General features: G+C 74.6%; 5 protein-coding genes. All 5 read left to right on the forward strand.

Translation table 11 applies throughout. From position 1 onward, the window contains the following. The first annotated feature begins 150 nt into the window (after window positions 1–150). From ACGFNN_RS23920 to ACGFNN_RS23940, 5 genes are read left to right on the forward strand one after another with little or no spacing between them, the layout of a single operon-like run. Entirely contained in the window at window positions 151–1,011 is an 861-nt protein-coding gene (locus ACGFNN_RS23920) for a DUF4132 domain-containing protein (protein ID WP_393558775.1), read from the forward strand. Continuing rightward, a complete protein-coding gene (locus tag ACGFNN_RS23925) occupies window positions 1,008–6,185 on the forward strand; it encodes a hypothetical protein (RefSeq protein WP_393558777.1) in 5,178 nt (1,725 codons plus the stop codon). The genes ACGFNN_RS23920 and ACGFNN_RS23925 overlap by 4 nt, the downstream gene beginning before the upstream one ends. Then, complete coding sequence (locus ACGFNN_RS23930; RefSeq protein ID WP_365097682.1) at window positions 6,182–7,405, forward strand: AAA family ATPase; 1,224 nt, start codon at window positions 6,182–6,184, stop codon at window positions 7,403–7,405. The genes ACGFNN_RS23925 and ACGFNN_RS23930 overlap by 4 nt, the downstream gene beginning before the upstream one ends. A gap of 3 nt (window positions 7,406–7,408) precedes the next feature. Continuing rightward, a complete protein-coding gene (locus ACGFNN_RS23935) occupies window positions 7,409–11,260 on the forward strand; it encodes a DUF5682 family protein (protein ID WP_393558779.1) in 3,852 nt (1,283 codons plus the stop codon). After that, complete coding sequence (locus ACGFNN_RS23940; RefSeq protein ID WP_393558781.1) at window positions 11,257–13,197, forward strand: hypothetical protein; 1,941 nt, start codon at window positions 11,257–11,259, stop codon at window positions 13,195–13,197. The genes ACGFNN_RS23935 and ACGFNN_RS23940 overlap by 4 nt, the downstream gene beginning before the upstream one ends. Window positions 13,198–13,605 lie beyond the last annotated feature (408 nt).

Raw genomic sequence — 13,605 nt, forward strand, 5'->3', positions numbered from 1 at the left:
CCGAGTGACGGCCCGAACGGCAGGCGCCGGACCGATTGTCACTGGGTACGCCTAGAGTCTCTCCCACTCGTCACGGTGCGTTGCCGCCGACGGGTTTCATCAGCGTGCCGCCGGTGCGGCGGCCGTTCAGGACATCGGGGAGAACAGCGCATGGGGTGGGTAGCTGCGGGCGACTACGAAGTCGCCCTGGAGGCGGGCAAGGTGGTCTGCCGCAACGGAAAGGGCCGACGGCTCAAGTCCGTCCCGGCCAAGCTGAAGGAGGACCCGGCGGTCGTCGGGCTCCGGCAACTGGTCGAGTGGCTGGAGCGGCACGAGCGCCGGTGCCGGGCGGACGTCGAGCAGTGGATGGTCCGCTCGCTGCCCGTCCCCACGGCCGTTCTCGCCCAGGTCTGGCCCGACCCTGCCTGGCAGGCCGCCCTGCGCGACGTGGTGGTCACCGGCGCCGACGGCGGAGTCGCCGGGTTCCTGCGCGACGTCGACCCCGACCGCGGGCTCGGCCTCGTCGACCTGGACGGCGACACGGTCCGCATCACCCCCGAGGTCGTCAACGTGCCTCACCCCGTCCTCCTCGACGATCTCGACGAACTGCGTGAGTTCGCGGTCGAGCTGGGCGTGAGCCAGAACGTGGAGCAGCTCTTCCGTGAGGTGTGGCGCCGGCCGCCGGGCCTCGCCCCGGACACCACCTCCGTGGACACCTACGCCGGAGGGGTGTTCAAGGTGCTGCGCTTCCTGCACGGCCGCACCACCCAGCTCGGCTACCGCTCGCGCGGGGGTTACGCGGTCTGTCCCGTGGTCGAGGACGGCGCCACCACCGAGGCGCGGATCTGGATCGGCGAGCACGACGGATACGACGACTACGGCACCGAGACCGGCCCGCTGGGCTGGACCGACCCCGCTGGGCGCACGCTGACGGCGGCCGAGATCGGCCCTGTCGCCTGGTCCGAGGGCATGCGCATGGCGGCGGCCCTCTACGCAGGCCGCGATGTAGAGGACGAGGAGCAGGCGGCATGAGCACCACGACGACGAACACACACGTGAACACCGCACAGGGCGCGGCAGCGGCGGCCGACGGCGCATCTCTTCCCGCTCAGGCACGGGGCAAGGCGGCGGACGCCCGCACGGCGGCCCTGCTCGACGCCGGTGCGCTCCTCCCGGCCGGTACCACCGATCGCGACGACGCCGACGCCCTGACGGCCCGTACCTACACCCATACCGCCCTGGGCGACCGCGCCGTGGTCCGGCTCGTGCCCGGCACACTCGGTGAGGCCGAGGACCTGGCCCTCGAGTTCCTCGGGCTGGCCCGGACCGCCGAGGCACCCGTCGTGGGGCAGATACGACGTGAGACGCTCGGCTTCCCGGCCTGGGCCCTCGTCAACGACCCCGCCAACGGGCACCACGCGCTGGCGCTGGTCAAGGACATCGAGCGGCTGGGCCGACAGGCCAGGACCCGTGCGGGTGCGGCCAAGGAGGGCTTCGACGCCCTCGGGACGCGCCTGGGCCGTGCGGTTCCCCACTTCCTGCCCACCTACTACGAGCAGGTGGCGCGCCTCTTCCTCCAGGCCGAGAACACCACGTACGCCGCCTCCTTCTTCGGTAAAGCTCGCGAGGCCGAGCGAGTGCACGGGCTGGTCGTGGACGAGGACCGGCAGCGGGCGGTCTTCCTGGAGTTCGCGTTCTCCGGCGCACTGACCGTCAAGGCGCTGCGGCAGTATGTGCGCGACCTGGTTGACCGGCTCGAACCTCAGGACGCCTGGGCCCAGTTCCGCCGGCTGCTCGTCGAGCGCTGCGCTGCGGGCATGCCGCCGTACGCGGCGCTTCCGCAGGACGTACGCGCGCTGGTGAAGGCGGCCGGGCTGGACCGCGAGGCCGCCGAACACGACCTCATGGCCGATCTGATCGGCTCCCCGGGCGTGGTCCGCGCCCCCGCCTCCTTCTGGACGGCCTACCGCTCCGCGCTCCTCGCCCTCGCCCGGGAGGACGCGGCGGTGCGCGTCAGGCTGCTCGGCTTCTTCCCGGAGACCTTCAGCGAGGGCAAGCGGGACTCGGACGGCGAGAACGACTGGCTCACGCTGCTGGCCGAGTCCGGCGCCGAGGACCTGCTGACCGCGCTTCCCGACGCCGCCGAAGGCGCGGCGGCGGTCCCCGGCGAACCGTCGGTCTCCCCGGCGGACTGGCTCGCCCGGTGGGAGACGCACCGAAGGCGCAACCGGGCCACCGCGGGCCGCAGTCCTGCCACTCTCGAGCTGGCCGCCAGGATGGCGGCCCGGCTGCGCGCCGACGGGCGTCCCGTCGAGCTGTTCCAGGGCCGATGGCAACGGAACGCCGATCTGGACCTCCTCGACCTCTGTCTGGCCTCCGGCGTTCCCGTCGCCGAGCCCGACGACGAGGACGCCGGCACCTCCCGGGCACCGGGTGTCCCGCTCAGCGTATGGCTCACGGACACCACGCCCGGCGCCCGGGATCTCGTCGCGGTCGCCGAGCGCCCGGAGTTCCGGGCCCTGCTGAGCCGGACCGTCGGCGATCTCGGTGGCGGACGCGGACAGTCCACCCAGGAAGCCGGCATGGCGAAGCTGGCGGCTCACCCGGTGCTCTCCGTCGTGCTGAGGGAGTGGCTCACCGCCCGCGCCCGGGAGTACACGGCGGCCCGGGGGCTTCCCGGTCTTCAGACCACCCTGAACAGGATCTCGTGGTTCAGGTCCGTGGTCGCGGACGTCGCGCCCGAGGCCGTCCAGCTCCTCAAGGGCCATGACGTGGTGCCGTTGCTCGCTTCCACGCTGCGGACCGGTGTCCTGGACGAGCTGGGCTGGCCCGCGCTCGACGAGACCTACGCCGAGTTGGCCTCGGAGGCGGCCTCGGCGAACCGGCAGCAGAACCGGTCCGTGCGCGTCGGCGTCACCGGAGCCTGGCCCGCGCTGATCCTCAGCACCCTCGAACGGGCCGTCGTCGTCGGCCCGGAGGGCGTCCTGCTGCGGCACACCCTGCGGCTGCCCGCCACCAACGACCACTGGCGCACCGTCGCCTTCCGTTTCGTCGACGGTGAGTTGCTGGTCATCTGGTGGGAGGACGGAAAGCAGCGGGGCTACTGGTCGAACCGCCCCACCGAGGTGTTCACCGTCGGTGGTGAGCAGACCCCCCGCTGGGGTGTCTCCGGCCCGTCCGACGACGTTTGCCTGCCGGTGCCCGGCGGCGGCCGCGCGACCGGCGGCAAGGCACTGCACGCGGGCGACACCACGCTCCCGCCGCAGCGCGCCGTCATCTCGGACGGCACCGGCCACTGGCGCGAGGGCCACCAGGGCACGCAGCGGGTCTGGCTGGAGTACGACCCGGTCAGCGGTTCACACGGCCGGGCCTCGCTCCCCGAGTTCCTCCGTTCCGGGGTGCGGGAGGGCACCCGGCTGCTCACCGAGCAGTGCCGTGTGCTGCCCCTCCAGCCCGGTCTGGAGGCGACACCGTTCGGCACGGACGGCAAGGTCCTCGGCCGCTGGATCCGCCGTACCGTCCACGAGCCCGGCGCAGCCGGCCCCGTGGACGGACACCGGATCGTGGCGGGCACCCCGGACGGCCGCACGGTGGGCCTGCCGTACCCGCTGCCGGACGGCCGGTCCGCGGTACCGCTCGGCACCCTGGCGCTGCCCGGCGGGTCACTCCCCCTCATGGCTCTGGCGGGGCGCCGTGTGGAGGCCTTCCCGGCGGACACCGACGGCGTCGGCGGCAGCCTGTGGGACGTCACCCCCGACACCTCCGGCGGAAGTGACGCGCCGGGCACCCCCTATGTACCGCCGGTGTCCTACTGGCACGCCCTGCGTCCGAGGGACGAGCGCGGTTCCGCGGCCCTGCGGGCCATGACGGACTCGCGCGCCGGTGAACTCTTCGAGGTGGTGGCCGTGGCGGTGGCACGGCACCTCGAGGCGTTCCGGGCCGTCGAGGAGTACACCGGGCCCTCCTCGCAGGAGATGACCGAGGAGGCCGTCTCCCGGCTGCTGCCCGAGGTGTCCGACCCCCAGCTCCTGTCGGGTGTCACCGCGATGGTGCGCAACGCCGTGTACCGGGCCACCGCTGTCGCCCAGTACCTGGAACCCCCCAAGCCGGCCACACCCAGGAACCCCGCCTACACCCAGGGCATGTTCCACGACCGGTCCCCCGAACACGCCGATGACGCGACCCTCCAGCAGGCCACCGTCTGGGGCTCCGAGCGGATGTACCGCGGCTGGTGGGGCAACGTCAGCCGATGGACCACGATCCGGCAGATCCTCGCCGTCAACCATGTGCTCGGCGGTGAGCCCGCGTTCGGCCCGCCCGTACCGCCCAAGGCCCCGTTCACCCCTGTCGACGGCTGGCAGCGGGACGAGTTCTCGGTGCCCGGGGAGTCCCTGGGCTGGACCTCCCTCCTCGACAGGCTGCCCGAACTGGCCTACCGGGCCGCGTCGGCGGTCACCTCGGTGGAGCACCGGGCCGGGCTGCTGGTCCTGCTCAGCACTCTGGCCGAAGGCCCGCTGGCCGATCCGGCGGGCACGGTCCGCCAGGTGAGGCTCACCGAGCCGGTCTCCGCAGGCGCGGCGCGCCGGGGCCGTCACGGCGCGGCCTCGCTCCTCGGGCACGTGTTCCGCAAGGGCGGCCGCACCGTCGTGGTGGTCGCCGACGGAGGCTGGAACCACCGTCAGGACACGGCACAGTGGCTGGCCCTGGACCACGATCCCACGGGTGCCTTCGGCCCCGTCGCCGGCTTCGCCCTCGACCAGGAGCACGTCCACCGGCAGGGCGTCTCCGCCGAGCGCCTCACCCGGCTCGCCGCCCTCGTGCGGGAGCAGGGTCCGGCACCGTGGCGGCCGGAGGCCGTCGACGCGTTCCACAGCGCCACGGGTATCGGCCCGCTCCAGGCGGCCGCCCTGATCTCCGCCGCCGTCGCCGAGCCCGGCGCGGAGGCGCTGGCCACGCTGGGTGTGAAGACCCGTGCCTTCGAGGCCGCCCAGGCAGCGCTGGACGCCCTGCCCCCTGCCGACCGGCGTGCGCTGCTCCACGCGCTGCTGCCCGCCGATCCGGCCGAACTGTGGTCGCTGGGGCCGGATGTATCGGCGGCTGCGGAGGTCTGGCAGGAGCGCCTGGCGTTCCTCGTCCGTGTTCCCGAGGAGCTGGACCTCGATCTGTCGGGCACCGGCCCGGGCGCCGTCGACCTGGTCCTCAACACGGGTACCCGGACGTGGCTGGGCGACGGCACCCCGGTCGAGGACGGCACCGGCCGGCCGGGTCTCCGCCTGGTCGGTGCCCACGGTTCGCTCTCCTCCGCCCTCACGGCCCTGCGGACTCTCGCCTACGCGCTGCCGTACGGGCACCCGCTGAGGGAGCATCTCCCCGTCGGCCTCGCCGCCCTGCGCAGCCGTCTCGCCGACCCTCGACTGGTGCTGGACCTCGGGCTTGACTGGACCGAGGAGGGCAGCTCCATCGGCCCCGTGATCCGCGCCGCCCACCAGCTCCCCGAGACCGGCGGCGCCGGTCCCGACGGCCTGGTGCGGGTCGGCGAGGCGCTGCTCCTGGCGCCCGGCCACGGCGACCGTGAGAAGGCGCTGATCCGGCCTGCGGGACTGGAAGGCCCCGGGGATCCGGTCTTCGGGCTGCTCGAGGGCACGGTCGCGACGCACAGACGGGCCGAACTCCGCGCCCTCGGCGACCTGCTGAGCGCGGAGAGCGACGCCCTGGTCTCCGCCGGCGCCCCTGACGACGCGGAGCACCACCCGGCCCAGGATCCGACGCGATCGGCGCCGGACCTGGTGGCCGAGGCCGCCGCGACGCTTGGGCTGAGCGCGGATGCCGCGGCGCTCTATCTGATGCTGCTGGCCCTGCCCGACCCGACGGACCGCAACTGCGTCCGCTGGACCGGGTGGAAGCCCGCGCGGATCAAGAAGGCCCGCGCGGAGCTCGCCGGTACCCCCCTGGTCGTGGAGGCCAAGCGGTCCCGCGCGGGCCGCACCCTGTTCCTCCCGTGCGGCTGGATCGAACGCGGCGCTCCCGGGCTGCCGCTGGAGACCTGGAAGGAGCAGCTGTATCCCGTGGCCGGGTCCGCCAGGACCCTGCCACGCCTCCCCGTGCACGAGCTGTTCGCCGCAGCATGGTCACGGGTCCGGGGCGGCGACGCCCCCGCCTTCGAAGAACTGGACACCCGCGCGACCCGGAAGGCCCGCCGCCGATGACGAGCGACACCACGACCACCAGCGAGATCTCCGCGACCGGCGGGGTTCCGCTCCAGTCCGCGGGCCCCGGTGAGGCACACCGCCAGATCACTCCGCCGGAGGACCGGTACGCCACCGAGCTGGCGTTCCTCGCCGCCCACGACGCCGGGCCGCGCCCGCCCGGCTGGCTTCTCACCCCGCGCGCCGTCGTCACCTTCGTGATGGGCAGCGCGGGCGAGGCCCTGGGCCTGCCCAGGGGGGCCCGGCCGGGGGCGGGGGTGCCCCGGCGTCTGGTGATCGAGCAGAAGTTCGTCGGCGAACGCGCCCTGGTCGAGAGGTGCGTGGTCACCCTCGCCGGGGAGCGCGGTCTCCTCCTCGTGGGTGAGCCGGGCACCGCCAAGTCCATGCTCTCGGAGCTGCTGTCGGCGGCTGTCTGCGGGACCAGCGCGCTCACCGTGCAGGGCACCGCCGGCACCACCGAGGACCAGCTCAAGTACGGCTGGAACTACGCGCTGCTCCTCGCCCAGGGCCCGACCGGGCAGGCCCTCGTGCCCTCACCGGTCCTCACCGCGATGACCCGGGGCGCCGTGGCCCGCGTCGAGGAGGTCACCCGCTGTCTTCCCGAGGTGCAGGACGCTCTCGTCTCGCTGCTCTCGGAGCGGAGGATCGCCGTCCCCGAACTCGCGGGCAGCGAGGACGCGCTGGTGCACGCCGCCCCCGGATTCACCCTCATCGCCACCGCCAACCTGCGCGACAAGGGGGTCTCGGAGATGTCCGCGGCTCTGAAGCGGCGCTTCAACTTCGAGACGGTGGGCCCGATCGGGGACGTCGAGGCGGAGACCGCGCTTGTCCGGCGCCAGTCGCGAGCCGCCGTGGAACGCGCCGGCGCCACCTGTCAGGTGGACGACGCGGTCCTCGAAGCGCTGGTCACGGCATTCCGGGATCTGCGGGAGGGCCGCTCCGTGGAGGGCTGGGAGGTCGAGCGTCCGTCCACGGTGATGAGCACCGCCGAGGCGGTCTCCGTCGCCGGATCCCTGGGTCTGGCCGCCGCCTACTTCCCTGGCGACCGGGACGTGCTCTCGCTCCTGCCCGGTCATCTGCTCGGCGTCGTCCGCAAGGACGATCCGGCGGACGCGGCACGGCTGCTGGGGTATTGGGACGGCCCGGTGCGCAGGCGCGCCGAGCAGGGGTCCGCCACCTGGCGCGCCCTGTGGGACCTGCGCGGCGTCCTGGAGAACTGACGGATGAGCCTGCCCATCACTCCCGCGACGCCGTCCGCCGCTGACGGACCACGGTCCGCGGCCGGGGCGGCCGGCAACCGGGTGCCCTGCGCCGTCACGGCCCAGGACACCGCGGCCGGACCCGCCACCACCCCGGAGGCGGCGGTGGCGGCCCTCGCGGCGACCGGCCCCGGGCGGCCGCTCCTGATAGGGGTACGCCACCACGCCCCGTCGCTGGCGGCGGCCCTCCCCGCGCTGCTGGACGCCGAGGCACCCGACGTCCTCCTCGTCGAACTGCCGGCGGAGTTCCAGCCCTGGCTGGCCTGGCTCGCCCACGAGGAGACCGAGGCCCCGGTGGCACTGGCCGCCGTGCCCGCCGACGGTCCCGGGGCGGCGGGCGAACGGGGCCCCGCCTTCTACCCGTTCGCGGACTTCTCGCCCGAACTGGTCGCCCTGCGCTGGGCGGCCCGGAACGGCGTACCGGCCGTGGCCTGCGACCTGCCGCTGGCCGATCGGGCCTGGGCAGGGGGCGGCGGTCCGGACGCCACCGCCCCCGTACCGGGCGCCGACTCCGCGCACGGTACGGGACACGGGTTGTCCACCGCGCTCAGGTCCCGGCTGACCGGTCGCGACGGCGACGACCTGTGGGACCGCCTGGTGGAGGCGCCCGCACCGGGTTCGCCGCCGGAGGCGCTGCGTCGCGCGGCTCTCCTCACCGGATGGGCACTGCGGCACGAGGCCGAGGCGCGCGGCGGTGTCGACGGCACCGACCTGGTACGCGAAGCCTGTATGCGCCGGCACATCGCCGAGTCCCTGGCGAGCGGCCGGCGGCCCGCCGTGGTCGTGGGAGCCTTCCACACCCCGGCACTACTGCCGTCGGCCACCGGGGACCGCCCTTCGGAGGCCCAGGAGCTGTCCGCCTCGCGCGGGCCGGGCGCCGGAGCCGCGGGCGACACCGGGGCGGCGGCCTGCACGGTGTCGCTGATCCCGTACACCTACCCGCTGCTCGACTCACGTTCGGGTTACCCGGCAGGCATCCGGGATCCCGAGTGGCAGCACACGGTTCTGGAGGCGGCCGGGGATCCGGGCGCGCTGCAGGAGGCGTTGATCCGCACCGCTGTCCGGGTCTGCGCGGACCTGCGTGGCCAGGGCCATCCGTACGGACCGGCGGACGGCCGGGAGGTGGTCCGGGTCGCCGGTGACCTGGCCCGCCTCCGTGGTCTGCCCGCTCCCGGGCGCGGCGAACTCCTGGAAGCCGTGCAGACGGTGCTCGGGCGCGGTGAGACCTACGGCACGGGTCGGGCGGTGGCCCGGGCACTCGAACGCGTACTCGTCGGAACCCGCACCGGCCGTCCCACCCGCTCCGCTCCTCGCGGCGGGCTCGGCCCGGCCGTCGAGGCCGAGACGGTCGCGCTCTCGCTCCCCGGCCCGGAACACACGCACGAGAGAGAGGCGCGCGACCTCCGGCTCGACCCTGCCCGCTCCGCTCTCGACGGACGACGCGAACTGCTGCTGCGCAGGCTCACGGTGTGCGGCATCCCTTACGCGCAGGAGCAGGCGGTGGTGGGCGCAGCGGGGTCGGAAGGGCTGACGACCCGCTGGCAGGTGCGGTGGACCCCGGCGACCGCGGCGATGCTCACCGCCGCCGGTGCGCGCGGTGTCACCGCGGCCCAGGCGGCCGAAGGTGTGCTGCGGCAGCGGCACGCGGCGGAGCTGGCTGACGGCGGTCCCACGGCTGCCCAGGTCGTTCGGGGGCTGACCGAGGCCGCCGAGTGCGGCCTCCCCGCCCTGGCCGACGAGCGTCTCGCGGAACTGTCGGACGTGCTCCCCGCCGTCGGGACCCTCCCCGAACTCCTCACCGCGCTGGACCTTCTGGACCGTATCGACGCGGGTCACCTCCCCGGCATGTCCACGCCCGGCGCCCCGTCGGCCACCGGGACGTCCTCGCAGTCCGCCGACCCGGCAACCGTCGGGCCCACCACCGCCGGCACCTCCGGTCGCGGCACCCGCGTGGCGCGCGCGACGGAGCTCCTGACCTCCGCCGCGGTCCGTCAGGTGGACGGCCTGACCGGGTCCGAGGAGCCCGAGGACGCCCGCGCCCTGCTCGAACTCGCCCAGCGGGCCGATCGGGTGGGCGGCATCAGGCTCACGGCCGCGCTCGCCCGGCTGGTCTCCGAAGGCACCCCGCTGATGTCGGCGGCCGCAGCGGCCGTCCGGGTGCTCACCGGCCACGAGCAGGCCGAGACCTTCGGGGCACGCGTCGCCTCTTGGGTGGACGGAGCCGTGGACAGTGGGTCCCGGACCGCACTCACCGCTCGCCTCACCGGCGTCCTCACGGCGGCAGGGCCCCTCCTGACGGTGGGCGTCAGCGCCCTGGATCCGTTGCTGCGCCGCGTCGTCGAACTGGACGACACGGCGTTCCTGACCCGGCTGCCCGCCCTTCGCGGCGGGTTCGACACGCTGAGCCCTGCTGCCAGGGACCGGCTGCTGGACACCGTCGAGGAACGGCTGGGCGAACGGGTCGACGGTATCGACGACGACGATCCGGCCGAGCTGGCCGAACGGACCGCCGCCGACCTCGCGGCCCGGGAGCTCCTCGCCGGTCTCGGCCTGCCCGTCCCGCAGCCCGTGCCGGACGACCGGTCACCACAGCTGCCGGACAACTCGTCGGCCTCCTCCCCCGCACTCCCCGGTCCCACGGCTTCCGGGGCCCCGTACCCGACCGGCTCGGGCGCCGTCCCCCCGCCCAGCACCTCCACGAGGACACTCGCGCCCGCCGACCGGTGGCGCCTCGTGCTCGGCCGTCGCCCCGACCGGCTGCCGTCCGGGGCCGCCCGCCTGGCGACCGCTCTGGACGAGCTCTACGGTGCGGGACGCGGCGAGGGCTCGCGCGGCGGGCTGCCCGGTGGCGGTTCCGGTTCGGGAGGTGGCCGGGAGGCCTCGTTCCCCGGCGTCCGTGAGTGGTCCGAGGAACTGGCCGCGCTGTTCGGTCCCGGGGTCCGCGAGGAGGTTCTGGCCGCCGCGGCAGCGACCGGCAGACCCGATGTCCTCGCCGAGCTCGACCCGGCCGCCGCCACCCCCTCCGTGGAGCTGCTGCGGACCGTCCTGCGGTACGCCGGCGGGCTCCCGGAGGCCCGCCTCGCGGCGCTCCGTCCCCTGGTCCGCCGCCTGGTCGAGGAACTGACCCGGCAGCTCGCCACCCGGCTGCGGCCGGCGTTGACCGGTGCGATGACGGCCCGTCCCACCCGCCGGCCCGGGGGCCGGCTGGATCTGCCGCGCACCCTCCGCGCCAACCTGGCGACCGCCCGCCGGACGGCGGACGGCACGGTGCAGGTCGTTCCCGAGCGGCCGGTGTTCCGCAGTCGCGCCCGGCGTTCGGCCGACTGGCGTCTGATCCTGGTCACCGACGTCTCCGGGTCCATGGAGGCATCGACCATCTGGTCCGCGCTGACCGCCTCGGTGCTGGCGGGGGTACCGACCCTGAGCACCCATTTCCTGGCCTTCTCCACCGACGTCGTCGACCTCACCGGCCATGTGCACGATCCCCTCTCGCTCCTGCTGGAGGTGAGCGTGGGCGGGGGGACGCACATCGCCGCCGGACTCCGTCACGCCCGCAGCCTGATCACGGTCCCCAGCCGCACGCTCGTCGTCGTCATCAGTGACTTCGAGGAGGGAGCACCGCTCGGCGGACTGCTCGCCGAAGTACGGGCTCTCGTGAACACGGGCTGCCATGTCCTCGGCTGCGCGAGCCTGGACGACGCCGGCCGGCCGCGCTACTCGACGGGCGTGGCCGGGCAGCTCGTGGCCGCGGGCATGCCCGTGGCAGCACTCAGCCCACTCGAACTGGCCCGCTGGATCGGGGAGAAGACAGCATGACAGCCACACCCTTGCCGCCCGTCGCGCCGGAGGTCACAGCGACGCTGGTGGAGGCTCTGTCTCCCCGCCTTCGCAAGCGGCTCGACGCCGCGGTCACGAAGCTCGGCACCCGCCCGACGCAGCGCGACGGGGACACCGTGACCGTCTCGGTCGACGAGGAGACCGAGTTGCGCCTGCACGCCCCGGGCGGCGTGGTGACTTCGGCGGACTCCATCGTCTGCGGATGTCTCCTCGCACCGGCCTGCGTCCACCGGGCGGCCGCCGCGTGCGCGGCGCCCATGGCGGAACCGTCGGAGGAAGCGTCCGGGCCGCAGCCCGGGAAGGTCACCGAGGCAGGCTCGCGCGCCGACATGCTCGCCCCCGCCGACGGCTCGGAAAGCCCCGCCAGCTCCAGCAGCTCCGGCAGCTCCGGCAGCTCCGGCAGCTCCGGCAGCACGGTCGGTCCTACCGCCCCCGGACCGGATGCTTCGCCCTCCCCCTCGCAGGAGACGGCCGGCCCCGCCGAGCGCGCCGCGGCCGAGGCCCTCTGGTCGGCGGGCTGCGCGGTGCTGGAGGCCGGCGTCGACGGCGCGGGCGCCGTCGTGCAGTCGGCACTCCTGCGAGCAGCGCACACCGCCCGCCTGCGGCATCTGCCACGTCCCGCGGGCGCCGCGCTGTCGGTCGTCACACTGCTGCGCGCTGCCCGTTCCGGTGACCCCGCCTACCGCACCGCCGAGCTCGTCACGGCCTTGTCCGAACTGCTGGGAACCGCGCACCGGGTGGGCGGAGCGGCCGGGGCGGAGCTGGCGGGCGTCAGAGGTGCGGCGCGCCGTCCCTACAGCCCGGACGGCTCGCTGCGCCTGTACGGCCTTTTCACCGAACCCGTGGTCACGGACTCGGGGCACGGTGGGGTCCGCACCTGGGTCGCCGGCCCCGGCGGCCGGCTCTTCACGGTCGGCGACGTCGCACCGGGCGGAGCGGGGCGGGCCGTGGGCGTGGCGGACCGGACGGTCCGTCTCGGGGACACGGCTCTCACCCATCGCGAGCTGGGCCGGGCGGGGCTGGCGGTCTCGGGGGCGACGGTGTCCCCGGACGGCCGACTGGGCGCGGGAAAGGGTGTCAGAGCGGTCTCGGCCCGTGGCGCTCGGTGGACGGAGCCTCCGCTCGCCGCTCTGTGGGAGACCTCGCCGTCCGTGCAGGCGGCGCGGGCTCTGCGGACCGCCTCCCGTCGTACCGAACAGGCCGGTACGGGCGACGATCTGCTCTTCCTGGACGTCGAACTTCTCGGAGCTGTCGAGGAGTCGGGCGGCAGCTGTCTGCTCGCGCGCTGTGACGACGGCACTCATGTCCGGCTCACGGCCGCCGACGACGACCCCGCGCTGGCCCACCGCGACAACCTCATGCTGCTGGCCACAGCGCCCGGGGCACGGCTGAGAATCATCGGCCGTCTGGTTCCCGCTCCGCATCCCCGGCTCGCACTCCTCGCCTGCTCGCATCCCACCGGCGAGGGCTCGATCGATCTCGGCCTGGACCGCCTGCGCCGCGCCGACCTCCCGGACCCGACCGCTCGCGTGGCCCCTGCCCCGCTCCGGCCCGGCGAAGCGGGCGCGCACTCCTCGCCCCTGTACCTCTTGGAGCGCAGGGTCGAACAGACGGTGCCGGCGGGCCGTGCGGCACTCGCGATGCTCGGCGATGTCACCGCCGAGGCCCGCCGCCTCCGCCGCGCGGGACTGCCCACGGCCGCCGGGCTCCTCACCACCCTGTGCGCATCGGCGGCCGCGCGTGATCGTGACCACTTCGGCCGCATTCTCCCCTCGGAGACCGACGACTTCGCCACCCACTGGCTCGCCTCGGCCCGGTACACGGCAGCCGTGGCCGAGTCGCTGTGCGCGGCCGCCTGGGAACCGAGACGCGGAGACCCGGTCGCGTCGCCCTCGGACCATGCGGCGGCCCGATGAGGGGCAGGCGGAGCCGCACTCCAGGTCCTTGGTCCGGAGGCGCGGCCTCCGGCCTGGTGGGACCGGCCGCCGCGGCTCACCCGGTGCCTGGATCAGTCGGCCGCTGAAGGTGCGCTCGTCCATGAACTCAAGGTTGGAGGGGGACGCCGTCGGGGAGAACCGCTTGACTACCCCACCTACAGCGCTCTTGGTGACGAACGGCCGGCACCCGTCCACCGGCACGGCCCCGGTCGCCGGAGTCGCGAGGTCGGGCCGGAATCGCACCGCCGGTTGACATTCATGCAAGTGCCGGGCCGACCACGACAGAACACCTGGGCACGACTCTCCGATGGGCGGCACCATCAGCGAGGGCGCAAGGCCGGTGCGGCAGCCACGTAGGCCCGTCGGCGCTCCGCGCCCGGCGCGCAG

It is taken from the genome of Streptomyces sp. NPDC048590, from assembly GCF_043199535.1.
GTDB lineage: Bacteria > Actinomycetota > Actinomycetes > Streptomycetales > Streptomycetaceae > Streptomyces.

Coding starts and splice junctions, on each gene's coding strand:
- ACGFNN_RS23920 (WP_393558775.1), top strand. CDS start 151: ATGGGGTGGGTAGCTGCGGGCGACTACGAAGTCGCCCTGGAGGCGGGC.
- ACGFNN_RS23925 (WP_393558777.1), top strand. CDS start 1,008: ATGAGCACCACGACGACGAACACACACGTGAACACCGCACAGGGCGCG.
- ACGFNN_RS23930 (WP_365097682.1), top strand. CDS start 6,182: ATGACGAGCGACACCACGACCACCAGCGAGATCTCCGCGACCGGCGGG.
- ACGFNN_RS23935 (WP_393558779.1), top strand. CDS start 7,409: ATGAGCCTGCCCATCACTCCCGCGACGCCGTCCGCCGCTGACGGACCA.
- ACGFNN_RS23940 (WP_393558781.1), top strand. CDS start 11,257: ATGACAGCCACACCCTTGCCGCCCGTCGCGCCGGAGGTCACAGCGACG.